The sequence below is a fragment of the Neptunomonas marina genome, assembly GCF_004005935.1.
Taxonomy (GTDB): Bacteria; Pseudomonadota; Gammaproteobacteria; order Pseudomonadales; family Balneatricaceae; genus Neptunomonas; species Neptunomonas marina.
The window spans coordinates 13,112-31,153 of sequence record NZ_SACQ01000006.1 but is presented as its reverse complement, the minus strand read 5'-3'; the positions used below and the strand labels follow the sequence as shown (position 1 = coordinate 31,153).

The 18,042-nt window shown below is 51.4% G+C and carries 19 protein-coding genes; 9 read left to right on the top strand and 10 right to left on the bottom strand.

From position 1 onward, the window contains the following. Positions 1 to 174 precede the first annotated feature (174 nt). The 9 genes from EOE65_RS12825 (at position 175) to EOE65_RS12785 (ending at position 10,885) form a co-directional block, all read left to right on the top strand. A complete protein-coding gene (locus tag EOE65_RS12825; RefSeq protein WP_127694730.1) occupies positions 175 to 414 on the top strand; it encodes an exodeoxyribonuclease VII small subunit in 240 nt (79 codons plus the stop codon). A gap of 4 nt (positions 415 to 418) precedes the next feature. Next, positions 419 to 1,297, top strand: coding sequence for a polyprenyl synthetase family protein (locus EOE65_RS12820; RefSeq protein WP_127694729.1), 879 nt, complete (start codon positions 419 to 421; stop codon positions 1,295 to 1,297). Further along, positions 1,297 to 3,048, top strand: coding sequence for a 1-deoxy-D-xylulose-5-phosphate synthase (dxs, locus tag EOE65_RS12815; protein ID WP_127694728.1), 1,752 nt, complete (start codon positions 1,297 to 1,299; stop codon positions 3,046 to 3,048). The genes EOE65_RS12820 and dxs overlap by 1 nt, the downstream gene beginning before the upstream one ends. A gap of 258 nt (positions 3,049 to 3,306) precedes the next feature. Beyond that, positions 3,307 to 4,209 (top strand): FlgT C-terminal domain-containing protein, encoded by a 903-nt coding sequence (locus EOE65_RS12810; protein ID WP_164847107.1) that lies wholly within the window; start codon positions 3,307 to 3,309, stop codon positions 4,207 to 4,209. 27 nt (positions 4,210 to 4,236) lie between these two features. Next, positions 4,237 to 6,921, top strand: coding sequence for a CsgG/HfaB family protein (locus EOE65_RS12805; protein WP_127694726.1), 2,685 nt, complete (start codon positions 4,237 to 4,239; stop codon positions 6,919 to 6,921). A gap of 58 nt (positions 6,922 to 6,979) precedes the next feature. Beyond that, positions 6,980 to 8,524 (top strand): COG3014 family protein, encoded by a 1,545-nt coding sequence (locus EOE65_RS12800; RefSeq protein ID WP_127694725.1) that lies wholly within the window; start codon positions 6,980 to 6,982, stop codon positions 8,522 to 8,524. A 10-nt stretch (positions 8,525 to 8,534) separates the two neighbouring features. Then, positions 8,535 to 8,993, top strand: a complete 459-nt coding sequence (locus EOE65_RS12795; protein WP_127694724.1) for a DUF1425 domain-containing protein — start codon at positions 8,535 to 8,537, stop codon at positions 8,991 to 8,993. 21 nt (positions 8,994 to 9,014) lie between these two features. After that, entirely contained in the window at positions 9,015 to 9,545 is a 531-nt protein-coding gene (locus EOE65_RS12790) for a hypothetical protein (protein WP_127694723.1), read from the top strand. A 245-nt stretch (positions 9,546 to 9,790) separates the two neighbouring features. Then, the gene (locus tag EOE65_RS12785; RefSeq protein WP_127694722.1) at positions 9,791 to 10,885 is read left to right on the top strand and encodes a hypothetical protein; all 1,095 of its coding nucleotides are present in this window, start codon (positions 9,791 to 9,793) and stop codon (positions 10,883 to 10,885) included. 65 nt (positions 10,886 to 10,950) lie between these two features. On the opposite strand, the gene ribA is transcribed toward EOE65_RS12785, so the two are convergent. The 10 genes from ribA to ribBA all read right to left on the bottom strand — a co-directional run bounded on the left by ribA (position 10,951) and on the right by ribBA (position 18,026). Further along, positions 10,951 to 11,568, bottom strand: a complete 618-nt coding sequence (ribA, locus tag EOE65_RS12780; protein ID WP_127694721.1) for a GTP cyclohydrolase II — start codon at positions 11,566 to 11,568, stop codon at positions 10,951 to 10,953. Positions 11,569 to 11,635: 67 nt separating this feature from the next. After that, positions 11,636 to 12,979: an ATP-binding protein gene (locus EOE65_RS12775; RefSeq protein ID WP_127694720.1), complete on the bottom strand. Its 1,344-nt coding sequence runs from the start codon at positions 12,977 to 12,979 to the stop codon at positions 11,636 to 11,638. Beyond that, positions 12,976 to 13,644, bottom strand: a complete 669-nt coding sequence (locus tag EOE65_RS12770) for a response regulator transcription factor (protein ID WP_127694719.1) — start codon at positions 13,642 to 13,644, stop codon at positions 12,976 to 12,978. The genes EOE65_RS12775 and EOE65_RS12770 overlap by 4 nt, the downstream gene beginning before the upstream one ends. Positions 13,645 to 13,657: 13 nt before the next feature. Continuing rightward, positions 13,658 to 13,993, bottom strand: a complete 336-nt coding sequence (locus EOE65_RS12765; RefSeq protein ID WP_127694718.1) for a PepSY domain-containing protein — start codon at positions 13,991 to 13,993, stop codon at positions 13,658 to 13,660. A 77-nt stretch (positions 13,994 to 14,070) separates the two neighbouring features. Beyond that, on the bottom strand, positions 14,071 to 14,370 hold the full coding sequence (locus tag EOE65_RS12760; RefSeq protein WP_127694717.1) for a hypothetical protein: 300 nt from the start codon (positions 14,368 to 14,370) through the stop codon (positions 14,071 to 14,073). Positions 14,371 to 14,466: 96 nt separating this feature from the next. Beyond that, positions 14,467 to 14,943 carry a phosphatidylglycerophosphatase A family protein gene (locus tag EOE65_RS12755; protein WP_127694716.1) on the bottom strand — a complete coding sequence of 159 codons (477 nt, stop codon included), beginning with the start codon at positions 14,941 to 14,943 and terminating at the stop codon, positions 14,467 to 14,469. After that, the gene (gene thiL / locus EOE65_RS12750; RefSeq protein WP_127694715.1) at positions 14,940 to 15,923 is read right to left on the bottom strand and encodes a thiamine-phosphate kinase; all 984 of its coding nucleotides are present in this window, start codon (positions 15,921 to 15,923) and stop codon (positions 14,940 to 14,942) included. The genes EOE65_RS12755 and thiL overlap by 4 nt, the downstream gene beginning before the upstream one ends. An 8-nt stretch (positions 15,924 to 15,931) precedes the next feature. Further along, positions 15,932 to 16,411: a transcription antitermination factor NusB gene (gene nusB / locus EOE65_RS12745; protein WP_127694714.1), complete on the bottom strand. Its 480-nt coding sequence runs from the start codon at positions 16,409 to 16,411 to the stop codon at positions 15,932 to 15,934. Beyond that, entirely contained in the window at positions 16,408 to 16,890 is a 483-nt protein-coding gene (gene ribH / locus EOE65_RS12740; RefSeq protein ID WP_127694713.1) for a 6,7-dimethyl-8-ribityllumazine synthase, read from the bottom strand. The genes nusB and ribH overlap by 4 nt, the downstream gene beginning before the upstream one ends. A 14-nt stretch (positions 16,891 to 16,904) precedes the next feature. Continuing rightward, positions 16,905 to 18,026 carry a bifunctional 3,4-dihydroxy-2-butanone-4-phosphate synthase/GTP cyclohydrolase II gene (gene ribBA, locus EOE65_RS12735; protein ID WP_127694712.1) on the bottom strand — a complete coding sequence of 374 codons (1,122 nt, stop codon included), beginning with the start codon at positions 18,024 to 18,026 and terminating at the stop codon, positions 16,905 to 16,907. Positions 18,027 to 18,042 lie beyond the last annotated feature (16 nt).

Here is an 18,042-nt window from a genome sequence, read left to right as displayed (position 1 = left end):
ATCTCCTTTCTCACAACCAATGAATGCCTGTTGCTGAACGCGTTTTTCAAAGATAATACCAAAATAATCAGTAGGTTCACGCCAATAACTTTAGAGGTTATCGGCCGCGACTCCGATCAATTGACCCTATAAAGCTGATTCGTTAATTTACAGATCAGCTTTCAGGAAAACACTATGCCACGTAAAAAAAAATCCCCCGAACTCGAGCAATCGCTTGCTGATCTTGAAGCGCTCGTCACTCGTATGGAACAAGGTGACTTATCGCTAGAAGAGTCGTTAAGTGCCTTTGAAGAGGGTATAAAGCTCACGCGTGAGTGCCAAACAATTTTGGATCAAGCTGAGCAAAAAGTACAAATTCTGACCGAGCAAAACGGCCAACTTACCAGCGAAACGTTTCACGAAACACAGGATTAAATCGGTGTCTATCCAGCAACTCATCCGAACTTATCAAAAACGCGTGGACCAGCAGCTGCAGGCAAAGCTCAGCCACAGCAGTATTGAACCGACCCTGCAAGAGGCGATGCGGTACGGTCTCTTCAATGGTGGTAAGCGCGTTCGCCCCGTATTGGTTTACCTCGTAAATCAGCTGCTAGATGGCCGTTTGGAGGATGCGGATGATGCCGCCTGCGCGATTGAGTGCATCCACAGCTACTCTCTGGTTCACGATGATCTACCCGCGATGGACGACGACGATTTGCGCCGCGGCAAACCCACATGTCATATCGCCTTCGATGAAGCCACCGCCATTCTTGCTGGAGATGGCTTACAGAGCTACGCGTTTGAGCTATTGAGCCAAAGCGCTTTAGCACCTCAAACACGTCTTGACCTGATTCGCACCCTTGCCCAAGCCGCCGGCGATCGCGGCATGGTGGCCGGTCAAGCGTTTGATCTGCGCCATGTGGGCCAAAGCCTCACCCTTGAGCAATTAGAAGCGATGCACAACCGCAAAACTGGCGCGTTGATCAATGCAGCCATCGAAATGGGCTACTACTCAGCCCCCGCTGCAAGCCCCGACTCGCTTGCAGCTCTACGACGTTTCGGCGATGCCATAGGCTTGGCGTTTCAGGTAAAAGATGACATCCTCGATATCGAAGGCGATACCGAAACCCTCGGTAAACCTCAAGGCTCCGACCTTGAGCAAAATAAGCCGACATATCCCGCGCTACTCGGACTCACTGGCGCCAAAGAGAAACTTGCTGAGCTACACCAAGAAGCACGCAGCATCGCCCAAAGCTTTGGTCCTAAAGGATCAGACCTTGCTTTGCTGGCTGACTACATCGTAAATCGAGATCATTGATGTTCACCGCCATTCCAACGCACCGCCCAGCGACACCGCTGTTAGATACCATTGACACACCTTGTGCGTTGCAGTCGCTCACAGCACAACAATTAGCACAACTGGCTACCGAGCTGCGTGCGTATCTGCTGTATAGCGTTGGACAAACAGGTGGACATTTCGGTGCAGGCTTAGGCGTTATCGAGCTAACCATCGCTTTGCATTACTTGCTCAAAACACCAGAAGACCACTTAATCTGGGATGTCGGCCATCAATGTTATCCACATAAGATCTTAACGGGCCGCCGCGAGCAGATGCTCTCCATGCGCCAACGCGACGGCTTAGCGCCTTTTCCAAAGCGCGATGAAAGCATATTTGACGACTTTGGCACGGGGCACTCGAGCACTTCGATCAGCGCTGCGCTGGGCATGGCGGTTGCTGATCAACTCTTAGGTAGAAATACACGCTCGGTAGCGGTTATTGGCGATGGGGCGATGACTGCTGGGATGGCCTTTGAAGCGCTCAACCACGCCGCTCATACCCGCGCGAACGTACTGGTCATCCTCAACGACAACGATATGTCGATCTCCAAAAACGAGGGTGGGTTGGCAACTTATCTTGCCAAAAATTTGAAGTTAAAGGGCAGCCGCAGCGAAACCTCGGCGGCGCTTTTCGAAGCACTTGCTTTTGAATACCAAGGACCCGTGGATGGCCATGATTTCGCCCAACTACTGCCAGCACTAGAAACTGCCTTGAGTAAAGAAGGGCCGCAATTTCTGCACGTTGTGACCCAAAAAGGTAAGGGATTTGAACCCGCCGAAGCAGACCCGGTCGGCTACCATGCCATCACTAAGCTAGACCCGCTAAGCCAACCGAAAAGCCCTAAAAAGCCGACCTTTGCCAACCACTTTGGCCGCTGGCTACTCACCACTGCGGAAAAAGACGCGCATCTGGTTGGTATCACCCCAGCGATGCGCGAAGGCTCCGATTTAATCGCCTTTTCTGAGCAATATCCCGAACGCTATTTTGACGTCGCTATTGCCGAGCAACACGCCCTCACTTTTGCCGCCGGTCTTGCTTGTGCGGGTACCAAGCCAGTCGTGGCGATCTATTCAACCTTTTTGCAACGCGCTTACGACCAGCTCGTGCATGACATCGCCATCCAAAAACTCGATGTTTTGCTGGCAATCGACCGGGCTGGATTGGTCGGTGAAGACGGCGCCACCCATGCGGGTGTCTTCGATATCGCCATGCTGCGTTGTATTCCTGAGATGATCATCATGACGCCCGCAGATGAGCAAGAGCAGTGGCTGATGCTCAATACCGGTTATCAACATCAAGGCCCTGCAGCTGTGCGCTACCCGCGCGGAGCAGGCTCATGCGAGACGGTGATAACCAACCATGAAACCCTTCCTGTGGGCAAAGCCCGCTTACTGCGCACAGGAACTAGCGATACAGCACTACTCAATTTCGGCCCCCTACTCCAGCAAGTACAGCAAATGGCAGAGAGCGGCGACCATACGCTTGTCGATATGCGCTTTGTTAAGCCATTAGATACTGAGCTACTAACGCACCTGCTGGCGCAGCATCAGCACATTGTGACCTTCGAAGATCATGCGATTCAGGGCGGTGCCGGTTCTGCCGTTGCCGAATGGTTAGCCCAACAGGCCTGGGCTGGAAAGCTCACCCTACGTGGCATTCCTGATCACTGGGTTGAGCATGGCAGCCGCGATGAGCAGCTTCGTGAGTGCGGTATTTTCGCGCCACTCTAAATACTTCTGCCACTTCAAGCATTATTGTCAAGAATCAAGCAGGCGTTTGAAAAAAATAGTTACTAATAGCAAACGTCTCTACAAAGATGCACTTCCTGCTGTTATTCTTAGCAGCGCTAAATAAGGTTCATTTGCAGTTAATGATTAACTGCCGCTGTTTGGTCAGCAGAACGTAACAGGGAAGTATGCATTTAGCGCGTTCGCACTGCGATGCCATCTTCTCCTGCCCGCAAACTTTTAAGACGGATATTTGCAGAGATGGTCACGTTGCTTCGCCCCATTTGGCTTATCGCCACCGCACTCACCTTACTTTTCGCTACACAAAGTTATGCTCAAGAGAGCACCCAGCCCGCCGTGGCGATCAAAGAACCAACTGTTGGAGACGGCGTTAAAGGCAATGCAAAGAAGCGCCTTAAACTCGATATTATCTGGGATGAACTAGAAGCATCCTTCCGAGCGACACGCAAATTTCGCGTACTGAGCCGCAACAAAGCCGATTTAGCCGCTGTTTTAGAAGAACAAGAGTTCGCAAGTTCAGATCTTGCAAAAGGAGATGCCGCCGCATCAGGCGTGCTTAATAACGCGAACTACCTCATTCTGCCTACCATTCAAGACTTTAAGTTCTACAGCGCGCACAAAAAGCTGCCCAATTTCGACTCCAAATATAAGCGTACCGATGTAGGGTTTCTCCAGATTAGTGCCAAGATGATCGATACGGCAACGGGCCAGGTGGTTGCTAACTTCAGCCTGTCCGACAAATTTAATATCGGTCAAGGCGTCGTGAATGGACGCGGTGCAGTCCCTAGCAGTAAGCGTTTTACCAAGATGGCGAAGACCGTGGCCGGCCAGCTCGCAGACCAATTTGTTAACGCGGTTTATCCGATGAAAGTCGTTAAGCGTGACCGCCGTGGCAACGTCTTTATCAACCGTGGTAAAGATGGCGGACTCAAGGTTGGGGATATTTTCGATGTGTTCTACGCCGGCGAAGAGATGATCGACCCGGATACCGGCGAGTCGCTAGGTGCCTCAGAAGAGTATGTTGGCCAAGTCAAAGTAAGCCGTATCAACCCGAAATTCACCGTGGCAAAGGTTGTTAAAGAACTTGATGCCACCAACGCGCCCATCGGCGTTGGCGATATTCTGCGCACACCGCAAAAATAAACAGCTTGCCTAAGGAAAGAAGACACTATGAATAGGATTTTTCAGGCAGCGCTGCGGCTGCGTGCGTTTGCAACACTGTTGGGGTTGCTCGTCAGCCTCATTACAACAAGCCTTTACGCTGCGCCAAAAGCACTTCAGGCTAGCCAGAATCGCGTTGTTGTTGCGGTGCTGGCACACAACGATTTTATCCCCGACGCCACAGGCGCGAATACGCCCAACGGCGTGCCCGAGGCGTTAGCGAGCCGTATTATAGAGAAGCTCAATGCCAGCCAACGCTTCGATGTTCTAGATCGCACAGTGCTGCGCCGCAGTGTCCTCGAACAGCGTTTCAATACTGACTCTGTTAGCCAACTCGATGCCGTGTTAGATAAAGCGGTGGCCGACATGCCTAATGTGTCAGGAGGCACGGTAGCCGCCTCAGGCACCTTTGCAGCCTACAGTGACCAACTGAAAGATTTTAAAGACCTTGGCCAGTTAGTGGGTGCTGACTACCTTATCTACCTAAAGGCCGAAGAGCTGTCTGCCAAGAGCGCTAACATGGCGCGTCCCTACAGTGATAGCGGCCAGAAAACACTGAAAAAGCAATTAAAAGCGCGCTTTTCAGTACGTATTATCGATGCGAAAACTGGCCGTATTGCGGGCGCAAAAACTCTGCGCGACGACTGGAGTGAACGTGGCAAACAAGCTAAAACCAGTGACCAGCTTGATGCGTTTGATCGCGTTGCCGGTTTAACCGCTGCAACCGTGATCGACACAGTCTTCCCGCTGCAGATTGTGAGCGCTTCGCCTTGGGTCCTCAACCGTGGCCATTTTGATGGTGCAAAAGTTGGCGACCTCTACACCATCATCCGCTTTGGCGAAGAGATCAAAAACAGCGATGGCATCGTACTGGGTCGACTGGAAGAGAGCGTTGCAGAGGTATCGCTCACGAAAGTCCAAGATAACTTCAGCCTTTTCGATGTGGTATCGGGAACCCCTGCAAACGGAGACTCGGCTCGCTTAGCACAGGCTGCTGACTCCACTCAGGCAACAGCAGGCAAAACAGCGCCACAATCTGCCTCTGCAGGCACTCCGGGACTGCCGCGCATCGCCATTGGGTTAGTAAAGGCTCACTCTACCGCGCGCACCGGCATCGATGCGAACGAGCACATCCCCGCCTTTACCGATACGCTGATGACCCGCCTCAGCCAAACACAACGCTTCACACTGATTGATCGCCAAGAGGTGGACCAGCTGCTCAACGAACAGCTCGCGCAAGCACTGGCCGATAACCAAGATCTGCCTTCCGATATGGGTACCCTCGCTGGTGCCGACTTCCTCGTCTATGGCAGCGTCTCTAGCTTTATGATCACGACCGAGCGCTCGCAGCTACCGGGGTCATCCCGCGTATTTAGCCGCCAAGTGGGCAAAGTCGAGGGCAATATGCGTATCGTCGACGCCCACAGTGGCGCCGTGCTGACCTCGGCACGCGTGAGCATTGATGAGAGCCTTGAAGCCAACGCATCGCAAGCGCGCGTCGTGACGTTATTAGCGGATGCTTACGCCAACCGCGTGACACGCGAGTTGATGGCCGCGATCTACCCCATCAAAGTTGCCGCCATTTCTGCCAACGGAGATGTGTATATCAACCGTGGTAACGATGGCCAGCTAAGAGCTGGGCAAACGTTAATCGCGCTGCGTGAAGGTGAGGAGATCAAAGACCCCGATACCGGTATCTCGCTGGGTAAAACCAACGTAACGCTCGGCTCAGTGACCCTTTCGCGCGTTGAAGCAGCTCGATCTGTTGGCCGCTTCCAAGGCCAAGCAGAACTGCGCGTCGGTGACCTACTGCGCGCCGACACACAAATAGCGGGCACCAATCAAACTGAGAACACGTCAAAAGCGAAAGGCGGCAAAATGACGTTGGCCATCGGCGATGTGCAGATCAACCGCCAAGGTCGAAACCGCCTACTGCGCGCAAACGGCGTCTCTCGTATTAGCAATGATTTCTACGTCAAACTCCAGCAGACCAACCGCTTTAATCTGTTAGAGCGCGACCAAGTTGATCAAGTGTTGGATGAAAAATCCTTTACTGCTATCGCCAAAGGCACAGATATGCCCCCGCAGCTTGCTGAGCTGTCGGGCGCTGACTACCTCATTCACGCCACAATCGATGACTTCTACATCAATACCGAGCGCAAACAGATCGCGGCGGTTAACCGGACTCAAGTTCGCCATGACGGCCGAGCCCTGGCGACGCTGCGTATTGTAGATGTCCACTCCGGCGAGGTTAAAGCAGCGCAAAAGGTGAACCAAGATATCCGCCTAGATAACACGAGTGACCCACAAGCGGTTACCAACCAGCTGATTGATCAGTTCACATCGGCGCTTGTAAACAGCGTGACCACCTACCTTTATCCCGCCAAAGTGCTCGGGGCTGCTTCAGATACCCAGATCTATATCAACCGAGGTTCTGATGCTGACTATCGCACGGGTCAACAGTTCCGTTTGATGCGTCCGGGTGAGCCGCTCATCGACCCAGATACGGGCCTTAGCTTTGGCAGTATGGAGACAGAAGTGGGAACCATCGAGATATCCAGCGTAGAGGCGAACCGCTCAGTGGGCCGTTTTCTGAATGGCAGCCAAGCCAAACGCGGAGATATCCTACGCCCACTGGTTAAACCGGCACCCCATAAACGCAAAGCACCCAAGGTGAATAAACCAACCTTTTAAGCCAGAGGGGCAGACCTCTGTCTGCCCTAACTTCTACCGATAGATGGAGCGACGCCCGATGTCTGCCAGCTTTATGAAGAAGTTAGCGCTTGCTACTGCGCTAAGTGTCAGTACCACGCAACTTGCCGCGAATCCATTCGCCGAGTTGATCAATAATGTAACCAGCGCAAACCAGCAGCCTGCACAAGCCAAGCCCGTTGACCATGCGCGCCAAGAGAAAGTTACCAACGAAGGCGGACGTCAGTTTGCAGCCGGCTACAGCAAAGCGTTTTACCCCGTTAAAAGCCTACTCAAGCAGGGGCAAACCGACCAAGCGCTGCAAGAGCATAAAACCATCTTTTTAGAGAAAGATGGCAAGAGTTTTCTTGCTCAAGTCGAGCATGGGCTTGTTGCACTCGATGCTAACCAAACCGATACCGCTATCAATGCATTTGCTGACGCCGAACATATTTTGGGACAAGAGTTCGCAGGCTCCAAATTGGGTTCCATGCTGCAAAGTTCCTCCTCCAATTTAGTATCCATGATCACCGGTGCTGGCGAGATTACTGACTATCCGGGCGAGTCTTTTGAGCGGATTTTGATGCTCAACTACAAGTCGATCGCTTATATGCTGCAGGGCGAACGGAAAGCTTATAACGTTGCCCGCCGTTCCATCGATTGGCAAAACATTGAGAAGAAGCGCTTCCGTGACGAAGTAGAACTGGCTAAAAAAGAGCTGGCCAAAAAGGAAGCTGAGCAAAAAGAGCAAGGTAACGACCTCAGTGGTTTTGGTATCACCGACACCATCAACAAATACTACGGCAAAAGCCGCAAGGAAGCCGCCCAAGTCCCCAGCGCTTACGTTAACCCCTTCGGCTTTTACATGACCGGGATGGTGCAGGAGTTCGATAGTTACGATGACCGCTCTCTGCGCGATAATGCGCGTATCGCCTACCAGAAAGCACTTGAGCTAAATCCAAAGAGCAAGGTGATCAAAGCGGCTGCCGCTGCAATGAAGAAGAAGCCTCGCCGCGGCCGCAAACTCGTACATATCATCGTTGCAGATGGCTTCTCTCCCGAAAAACGCACGGTACAGTTTGACTACAATGCCGGCGGCGTTCCCCTGCCCATCAAACTACCGATCTATGAGGCTGAAACCTCACCAATACACCGCTTCGAAATCCAAACGGTTTCAGGCAAGCGTCTTGCACGGGTGCATAGTATCGCCGATATCAACAGCATTGCACTGCGCCATCAATATGACAGCTTACCGTTTCAGCAACTCAATATGACCGTCAATGTGGTGCGTAGCTACTTCGAGAATCGCGCACTGAGTAAACTAGGATTTCTTGGCAAAGTGGTAGGTGATGCCCGTCAGGAGATGGCCAATCCCGATATGCGTTCATGGATTTCGCTGCCAGAGCGCTTCTTAGCCGCCCGCATCGAAGCGCCAAAAAACCTATCTCGTATTCGGATCAAGGGCTTTGACCGCCGAGGCCGGACGCTCGTCAATCAGGTGGTGAAACTGCGAAAAGATAGTCACAACTTCGTTTACGCCCGCAATATCGGCAAGGTGATGAAGGTTGCTACGAACCAAAACAAAATGTGGGCCCCCATTAAATAAGGACATTCCGATGAATAAAGTGCTTTCCCGTATCGCGCTCTGCGCCCTAACGGCTTCCATGATCACTGGCTGTAATACGGTACGAACCGAAGATCAAGTGCAACGTGCGCTCGTCAATGATAGCCACCCACGCGCTCAGTTGGTGCTAGGGCATAAAAGTTTGCTCGACAACCTGATCTACCGCGACGTGAAGTTTGGCAAGGTGGGTAACTTTACTCGCGCCCAGTTCCAGCTGGAAAACCGCAGCGATCAACGCTTGAGCCTTGAATACCTAATCAAATGGCAGGATGAAGCTGGCTTTGATATTAACGACAACAACGTTTGGCATCGCTTCACCTTGGGTCCCCGCCAAGTCAAAACAGTGCAAAGCGTAGGAAAGTCTGACACCGCACACCAGATTCAAGTGATGGTCCGCTACCCCGACGATCTTTTTATCGAGTCCCATAAACAATCTCAAAAATCTCAGTAAAACAGCCTAGGAGCTATAAAGATGAAACTGCTTAACTTTGTCGGCGCAAGCCTGATCGCTACAGCACTGGTTGGTTGTAACACAATGCCTGGGCCCGGCGGCCAAGCGGGTGTATCCGTACTGGACTCAAATACCCGTGCGCACCTTGATACTGAGCTTACTATGGCGGATTACACCGCGTTTGCAGAAAACGTGACCAATAAAATGCTCAGTTCCCGAATTGTGCAAAGCTGGGGCAATAAACGTCCACGTTTGATCGTAGCGCGTTTACAGAACAACACCGACAACGAAAATATCCGTATGCAGGATATTCACGACCGTATCACCGAAACGATCCTTAACTCAGGTGTTGCTCGCCTTGTGGACACTTCCGCAACACGGTTCGACTATGTTGTAAAAACAGAACTCTCCTCTACTCGCCAGTATGGCCAAGATGGCGCAGAGCTAGCGTTCTTCAAGCTCGAGTTTAAGATGTTCAAGATCGACGGCGAGATGGTTGGCCAGTGGTCAGATGTTTTGCCGCTAGGTCGCGCAAAGCAGAAGTTTCTCTGATCTACATGCGCCGAGTCATGGGATAACCGATGACTCGGCCATGCGACACTATTTTAATTTTTAAACACTGTGCTAGTCTTGCCGATATCACATTAAATGTGACAGAAAAGCTATTCCATCAAAACGTACGCATCTCCCTGGGCTGACCCGGCAGAAGCACTCTTTATGGATTACAATAACTATTCAAACCAGCAGGGAATGCTATCCCAGCTTCTTGAATCCGGTTCATTTAACAGGAGTATTAAATGAGATTTCCAGTACGGCCTCTCAGCTACCTAATTCTATGCGCGATGCTAACAGCCTGCGGTGGCGGAGGTGGTGATGACACCTTGCTGACTAACCCGCCTACAGATAACTCTGGTGACAACGGCGGCGATAACAGCGGTGGCGACAATGGTGACGATGGAGACGGCGGCACTGTTGATCCAACACCTGATGATGATGGTATTGTAAAGTCTAACGACGGCGATACCTTCAGCGTTAAAAACCAATTTATCGGTTTCTACATCGAAAGCCCTGACTATGACCGAGACGACTTTAGTGTGGGGCATATCTTTATGCAGCACCTAACGTCACCAGGCGCCCTAGAGGGTGGTGAACCGGGCGAAGCGATTGTTTCCTACAAATATAAAGATTGTCAGGACCGCAATACGATCACGCTTGCAGGGCGCTACAACGATAAAGACTCAACTTACGAAATCGGCTACGGCACAGGTGCAGTCGACCAAACTAGCCAAGTATTCTTTACTGACGTCGGCTTCAACGAAGAGCTTAGCGCATGGACAGGGCCATACGATATCAATGGCTCCGACTACGTTTCTGTAGATGGTTGCATCAACCACCAGCTTGGTGCGCGCGGTAAAGTTGAAGTATTCCCGCTCAACACCACGTTCTACACCGATGGTAGCGCAGATTATGTGGTCGAGTTTGACTCTTCAAACCCACGCTCCATCAAGTGGAACTACGCCAACTTCTCTGCAGAAGCCACAAACCTAGAACACATCACGGTTAGTATCTTTGATAAGAGCAAGGTAGACAGCCTAAACCTCTTCGGTAATATCTACTCACTACAGAATCAATTATTACTCGCTGCAGATGACGAAAAAGACGCGCTTGAGGAGCTGCTCAATACGGCTATTCTGACTTACTCGCCGCGTATGACAAACGACCTGTTTGTATGGCAAGAGATTATTCCTGGCGATGCAAACAGCTTCACCTTGCCAGACAGCGTTTCACTGGTGAAAGACAACTACTATATCCTGTCGATCACTGCATGGAGTTCAGAAGACCTAAGCAATAAGGTTTACTACTCGTCTAACCACGTATTCCGAGCTGACTAAGTTAGCCGGAAACACAAAAAAGGGCTTCATATGAAGCCCTTTTTCATTGCGGTAATGACCAGAATTTAATCTTTGTCTTCCGCATTGAAGTGATGCTCTGTCATCATATGGCCAAGCTTGCCCATTTTGGTCGCCAAGTAGCCTTCGTTATGACGGTTTTTGCCCACTTGCAACGGTACACGCCCAGCAACTTTGACGCCGTATGTTTCGAGCGCCGCCACTTTGCGCGGATTATTTGTCATTAGCTGCACCGATGTAATACCTAAATGCTCCAACATCGGCTCGCACATAGAGTAATCACGCATATCCGCAGCAAAGCCTAACTGTTCGTTCGCCTCTACCGTGTCTGCACCTTGGTCTTGTAGGTGGTACGCCTTAATCTTATTGAGCAAGCCAATTCCACGCCCCTCTTGGCGTAGGTAAAGCAAAACACCAGAGCCTGCTTCTGCGATACGTTGTAGCGCTTCCTGTAACTGGAAACCACAATCACAACGTAAGCTAAAAAGCGCGTCTCCTGTTAGGCATTCAGAGTGGATACGGGCTAGCACTGGTGTATCACCAGCTACATCACCGTAAACTAGCGCCACATGCTCTTTCCCCGTTTCGATATCTTCAAAGCCAACCATTGTGAAAACACCCCACGGCATCGGGAGCTTTGATTCCGCTACATACTTAACAGACACACATCTTTCCTCTAAAAAACAGGCACGATAGTTTACCAGCGCAGCGTTTCTAGCGTCACCTGAAATATCAGGATAACTGCGTATCCCGGTTGCGCGGCAAGCGTAAGTGCACTCGCAAACCACCTAGGTCGGAGTCAAGTAGTTCAAAGCACCCTTGATACTGCTGGACAATATCGGTCACGATACTCAAACCAAGGCCATGCCCAGAGACTGACTCGTCCAAGCGTTCACCGCGTGATAGCAGCTGTTCGCGCTTCTCGCTAGGGATACCGGGGCCATCATCTTCAATAAAGATAGTCAGGCAGGTTTCACTTAACACCCCGCTAATACGCACCGTGCTTTGCGCCCACTTACAAGCGTTGTCGATCAGGTTCCCCAAAAGCTCGATCAGATCGTCACGTTCCCCCGGGAAAAAGGTTTTGCTTTTGATATCAACCTCAAACTGCAGCCCTTTCTCTTGGTGAATCATCCGCATCGCCTTAAGTAGCTTCTCTACCTCGGCATCAATCATCACGCGTTGCCCAGGCAGTGCGGTACCGGCAATCCGGGCCCGCGTGAGCTCACGCTCCATCAAGCCGCGCAGCTCCGCTGACTGCTGTTGCAGGGCTTCTGCACAATTCGGGCTATGCTGTTTTAATACTTCGATCTGCCGATCAATAACCGTTAGCGGCGTCTTGGCGGCATGGGCTAGGTTCCCTACAGCGTTACGCGAACGATCAAGCCGCATACACATGCTATCAACCATATAGTTGATTTCATCAACCAACGGGGACACCTCTGTCGTCTCTACACACGGCAGCGTCCGGATATCACCCTGTTTTAGCCGCGCGATATCTTGTCTAACCTGAGTCAGGCTTTTAAGACCTCGCTTAATAATAAAAATCTGAGCAAGCAACAGCACGGCAATAAACACGACGCCCACAGCACCAACCCACCAGCCAAGGCGTTTAAGCTCTGCTTCTATGCTGCTAACATCTTCCGCCAACACAATGCGCACTGTACCATCCTGTTTCTGGAAGGTATGGTCATATACGAGCCAAGGCTCCGCGTTCTTCATCTGTAAAGCGATGTGCAGCTGCCCTACACCAAACCCGTCTCTAGTCGGAATATCCTCATCCCACAATGAGCGCGAATAAACCCAATCCCCCTCGTTAATCTGGTACTGATAGTAATGCCCCGACATCGGCTGATTATATACAGGAGAGATGCGGCGCGTATCTAACTGCCACTCGCCATCTGCACGCTCAATCGCTTGCAGTAGCGTGAACACATCACTACTTAAGCGCGTGCCGACAAACTCATACGCAATACCACGCAGCGTAGAGCCTTGAATGACCCAGAGAATTGCGAAAATAGTGAGGGTTAGGCCGATAAACGCAATGTTTAAGCGGCCTTGGATGGAGCGAATCATGAGGTGTGACTCGTAAAGATATAACCTTGGCCGCGCTTAGTTTGAATACGCTCTTTGCCAATCTTCTTACGGAGCATCTTGATATAGGCCTCGACGACATTGCTATCGTTCTCGGTGTTGTCGTCGTAGATGTGCTCAACAATCTGGAGTTTCGATAGCACACGGCCGGGGTTGTGCATCATATAACGCAACAGCTTGTACTCCATACCCGTGAGTTCGTGCAGCGTATCGCCGTCCACGCGCACCGATTGGTTCTTTTCGTCGAGCACTAACCCCGACTCTTCAAGCTGAGTCGTTGGCTGCTGGTTGGCACGGCGTAGCAACGCTGTCATGCGTGCTAGCAGCTCTTCAGTGTGAAATGGCTTCGCGAGATAATCATCTGCACCGGCATCGAACCCGTCTATTTTCTCTTGCCATGCAGAGCGTGCTGTCAGGATTAAGGTGGGGATATTGTTACTGCGTTGACGCCAGTTACGTAACACATCTAGCCCCGGGCGCTCTGGAAGACCAAGGTCAAGTATGCACAGGTCGTAGATATCTTCGTAACCCATCGCCTCGCCATCAATACCATCGGTGGCAAGGTCGACCGCGTAGCCTTGTTTTGCTAATTCATCTTTGAGTGATGGGCCAAGCACTGGGTCATCTTCAACCAATAAGATTCGCATGTTCGGTTTCTTCCTACGGCTTAACAGAGATACGTTCACCTGTTGTCGCATCGAGATAAAACGTGCGAACAATCCCATCAACGCCAACAGACTCTATTAGATAAATATAGTGTGTCTTGCCGCGAATGAGGAACGCATCCAAGATATGGTCCGTAGTTTTGTGATCTGCAAGCTTCATTAGCTTAGACATCGGTAGAATCGTGCCCTCTTTAACAAGTACACGACAAGCCTGAGCATCTAAACGCTCTCCGCTCATATCCATTGGCTCTTGTTGCAGCTCTTTCGCGCTCACTAATGTGCTGAGTAAGCTGAATAGAAGCGTTGCAAAAATCCTATTATTTTTACTCATTGGCGCTCCTTAGCGATAAACGTAATACGGGCTCTTAACTCTGAGCCCGTATCACATACCGACTACTACTAATTTCATTAACATTGCTTCCCAGCGAAGTGACCTTGTGTTGGGTGTTCTTCCAGTGCAACACTCAAACCTTGAACGACACAGTAATCAGACTGCGCGGCATTGATGCCATCAGTGAGGTGACGCTCGGTACCCACCAACGCGTTATCGTAGATTCCTGTAAACGCCGCTGATGAATCCGCGATGGCATGGTGATGGCCTGCCATCAGTAGTGCTTCAGTGGATTGCTCGTTTGGCTCAAAAATCGCGAATGCGCTGCTTGAAAATACCAGAGTACCTACTGCTGCGGCTTGGATTAGTGTTTTCATGATCTCTCTCCTGTTTTTATTTTCGAGTTCAGATTAATTGTTCAATCTGAAACGAAACTGAAAGAGCGATCATTTTTTAAACAAAAAAGGTATGCCTTAAGCAAAGAGCGCTATAAGCAGATGCACGCTACCTAAGGCCATCAACCCCGCCAATATATCGTCAAGCATAATACCTAAACCACCACCGACTTGCTGATCAGCCCATTTTATTGGCCATGGCTTGAGAATATCAAAAAGGCGGAAGAGCAAAAATCCCAAGCAGATCGTACCAAAAGAGACGGGTACCGCAATCATCGTAATCCAAAAGCCTACGAACTCATCCCAAACAATGCCCGGATGGTCATGAACCTTTAAATCGTCTGCAGCATATCCGCAGATAGCGATACCCAGCACACTGACCGCAATGACAAAGCCAATATAAAGATCAAACGGCAGCAGACTTAAGAGTAAAAACAGCGGCACAGCGGCTAAGGTGCCGAACGTACCTGGGGCTTTAGGTGCCAATCCACTTCCCAAACCAAATGCCAAAAAGTTGACAGGCTGAGTTAGCACTCGTTTCGTTGTTACATTCATGAATTGCGTGTCTCACTCGCAAAATGATTAAAGCCAGCAGCGGCCGCTGAAACGGTTCCCTCTGCGGTTTGTAGCCGCAGCCCGGGTTCTGTATCCACAACGCCGATTACGGTCAATTGTGCCGCTAAACTCGGTGCTTTCTCGCACAAAACTTGCCAACACTCCGGTGCTACGGTCAAGCAGAGCTCAAAATCCTCACCGCCGCTAAGCGCCCAGCGCTTGGCTGTCTCGTTATCAAAATGAGCAGCTAACTGCGTAGATATCGGCAGCAGATCTGGGTTAACGGTGGCACCGACGCCGGACGCCGTCAGGATATGTTGTAGGTCGGCAAGCAAACCATCAGAGATATCAGCCGCAGCGGTTGCGTAACGACGCATATGCTGACCTAAGGAAACGCGTGCTGTTGGCCGGTAGAAGCGGTCGAGCAAATAATCGTTAGCGGCTATGTCCGCGTTAAGAATACACTCCAACCCACCGCGGCTATCACCCAATGTACCGGAGACACAGACAAGGTCTCCCGCGCGAGCACCTGAGCGCAGTAAGGCGGCACCATGGGGCACAAACCCATGTACCTGTGCAGAGAGTGATAACGGGCCGCGCGTGGTATCCCCGCCGACGAGGTTAATACCGTAATACGCTAACCCCTCGCCTAACGCCGCTGAAAACGGTTTAAGCCAGCTCTCATCAGCCGCTGGCAAGGTTAGCGCTAACGTGACCCAAGCAGGCTCAGCACCCATTGCAGCTAAGTCACTGACGCTGGCGCCCAGTAGCCGCCACGCCAACTGAGCAGGGTCGGTACCTGCTACAAAGTGCGTTCCCTCCACGAGGGTATCGATAGACACCACGAGCGATTGCCCACTGGGTACCGATAGAACCGCACAGTCATCACCGATACCCTGAATCACCGTATCGGCTTGACTGCCATGAGAGTGGCGCCCTAACGAAGTAAAAAACCTATTAATTAGGGCGAACTCATCCATAGCCGACCCTACTTGTTGCGTTTTGCTTGGATCTCAGCCATACGTACACGTTGCGCTAGCTTGTCTAGCACGCCGTTAACGTAGCGGTGGCTGTCTGTTGCGCCAAACTTTTTGGCCAGATCAACGCTTTCATTGATCGCTACACGGTAAGGAACCTCTAAGCGATGGATCAACTCATAGCTACCGATACGTAGCACCGCTAACTCGATCGGGTCTAACTCACTCAAGTTACGGTCGAGGAAAGGCTGAAACGCTTCGTCCAGCTGTGACTTGGTGCCTGCCACGCCTTGGAGTAACTCACCAAACAAGCGGACATCCGTTCCCGACATATCGTTATCAACACGGAACTGTGCTTCAACCTCATGGACCGGATGGCTAGCAAGTTGCCACTGATACAGCGCTTGCAGTGCAAAGCTGCGAGCTGAGCGGCGCTGCTCTGTTAACGATGGCTTCTTTGGCTTGCGCGCTGGTGTGTTCTCTTCGCTCATTCCGGGGATGCCTCAAGATTTTTCAGCAGGCTAACCATCTCCAGTGCAGACAATGCAGCTTCTGCACCTTTGTTACCCGCTTTGGTACCGGAACGCTCAATCGCCTGTTCGATGCTATTTACCGTCAGGATGCCATTCGCCACCGGAATACCATACTCCATTGATACCTGCGCCACGCCCTTAGAGCTCTCAGCAGATACATACTCAAAATGAGGCGTACCGCCACGAATAACAGCACCCAAAGCGATAATGGCATCATCACGCTGCTGAGCCGCTACCTTTTGTACGGCCAACGGGATCTCAAACGCACCCGGAACACGCACTACACGGATGCTGTCTTCAGATACGCCATGGCGTTTCAGTGCATCTAGCGCGCCTTCCAGCAGGCTTTCAACAACAAATGCATTAAAACGGCCCACTACGATGGTGTATCGACCACCAGCGGAAACGAAATCACCTTCAATAATTTCAACTGACATACTAATTTTCCTGTTTATGACTCATCGCAGGGGATGTATTCAACGATCTCCAGATCAAAACCAGAGATCGCGTTAAATTTGATTGGGGAGCTCAGCAGGCGCATTTTACCGACGCCTAAATCACGCAGGATTTGCGAGCCAGTACCAACGGTTAAGTAAGCGCCGCTGGAACTGAAATTTGCCGCTCGCGTTGCCGGATGCTTACCCAGCACTCGGTGCAACGCACTCTCAAGATCTTCACGCTGGCCGTTATCAAGCAGCAAGACAACGCCTCGGCCCTCTTCAGCTACTTTCTTCAGGGCTCGGCGCATGGTCCACTTCGTTTCGCCGCCCGTATCAGCGCCCACTAAATCACGCATGATATCGCCACGTACGTGAACGCGTACATAGGTCGGGTCGTCGGCAGAGAATTCACCTTTCGTGAACGCCATGTGGGTCACGTTCTGAATAGTGTCGCGGTATGTTCGGTAGTTGAACTCACCAAATTCAGTGTCTAGTGTACCCTCGTCGGATTTCTCCACCGTATGCTCGTTGGTCGTGCGGTAGTGGATCAGGTCGGCGATCGTACCGATTTTAAGACCGTGCTTCTCGGCAAATTTCTCAAGATCGGGACGGCGCGCCATAGTGCCATCATCATTCATAATCTCGACGATCACAGACGCTGGCGTTAAACCAGCCAGCCGCGCTAGATCGCAGCCCGCTTCGGTGTGGCCCGCTCGGCTTAACACACCACCAGGCTGCGCCATCAGCGGGAAGATGTGCCCCGGCTGAACAATATCTTCCGCTTTCGCATCGGCTTTAACCGCTGTGCGTACGGTGTGCGCACGATCGGCTGCTGAGATACCGGTTGTTACGCCCTCGGCCGCTTCGATCGATAGCGTAAAGTTGGTTGAAAACTGCGCACCGTTGCTCTGCACCATTAAAGGTAGCTTGAGTTGCTCACAACGCTCACGGGTGAGGGTCAGACAGATCAAGCCACGCGCGTGGGTCGCCATGAAGTTGATATCCTCAGCGCGCACCATATCCGCGGCAATGACGATATCACCCTCGTTTTCACGATCTTCATCATCCATCAGGATAACCATCTTGCCCTGACGAATATCTTCGATTAACTCTTTTGGGCTATTTAGCTCCATTATGATTCCTGCCTTG

Bases quoted from the DNA above. Each gene is read 5' to 3' on its own strand.
- ribBA (WP_127694712.1), bottom strand. From the start codon at position 18,026: ATGGAGCTAAATAGCCCAAAAGAGTTAATCGAAGATATTCGTCAGGGC.
- ribH (WP_127694713.1), bottom strand. From the start codon at position 16,890: ATGTCAGTTGAAATTATTGAAGGTGATTTCGTTTCCGCTGGTGGTCGA.
- EOE65_RS12790 (WP_127694723.1), top strand. From the start codon at position 9,015: ATGAAACTGCTTAACTTTGTCGGCGCAAGCCTGATCGCTACAGCACTG.
- EOE65_RS12825 (WP_127694730.1), top strand. From the start codon at position 175: ATGCCACGTAAAAAAAAATCCCCCGAACTCGAGCAATCGCTTGCTGAT.
- EOE65_RS12805 (WP_127694726.1), top strand. From the start codon at position 4,237: ATGAATAGGATTTTTCAGGCAGCGCTGCGGCTGCGTGCGTTTGCAACA.
- dxs (WP_127694728.1), top strand. From the start codon at position 1,297: ATGTTCACCGCCATTCCAACGCACCGCCCAGCGACACCGCTGTTAGAT.
- EOE65_RS12775 (WP_127694720.1), bottom strand. From the start codon at position 12,979: ATGATTCGCTCCATCCAAGGCCGCTTAAACATTGCGTTTATCGGCCTA.
- EOE65_RS12770 (WP_127694719.1), bottom strand. From the start codon at position 13,644: ATGCGAATCTTATTGGTTGAAGATGACCCAGTGCTTGGCCCATCACTC.
- thiL (WP_127694715.1), bottom strand. From the start codon at position 15,923: ATGGATGAGTTCGCCCTAATTAATAGGTTTTTTACTTCGTTAGGGCGC.
- EOE65_RS12755 (WP_127694716.1), bottom strand. From the start codon at position 14,943: ATGAATGTAACAACGAAACGAGTGCTAACTCAGCCTGTCAACTTTTTG.
- EOE65_RS12800 (WP_127694725.1), top strand. From the start codon at position 6,980: ATGTCTGCCAGCTTTATGAAGAAGTTAGCGCTTGCTACTGCGCTAAGT.
- EOE65_RS12785 (WP_127694722.1), top strand. From the start codon at position 9,791: ATGAGATTTCCAGTACGGCCTCTCAGCTACCTAATTCTATGCGCGATG.
- EOE65_RS12760 (WP_127694717.1), bottom strand. From the start codon at position 14,370: ATGAAAACACTAATCCAAGCCGCAGCAGTAGGTACTCTGGTATTTTCA.
- EOE65_RS12765 (WP_127694718.1), bottom strand. From the start codon at position 13,993: ATGAGTAAAAATAATAGGATTTTTGCAACGCTTCTATTCAGCTTACTC.
- EOE65_RS12810 (WP_164847107.1), top strand. From the start codon at position 3,307: ATGGTCACGTTGCTTCGCCCCATTTGGCTTATCGCCACCGCACTCACC.
- nusB (WP_127694714.1), bottom strand. From the start codon at position 16,411: ATGAGCGAAGAGAACACACCAGCGCGCAAGCCAAAGAAGCCATCGTTA.
- EOE65_RS12795 (WP_127694724.1), top strand. From the start codon at position 8,535: ATGAATAAAGTGCTTTCCCGTATCGCGCTCTGCGCCCTAACGGCTTCC.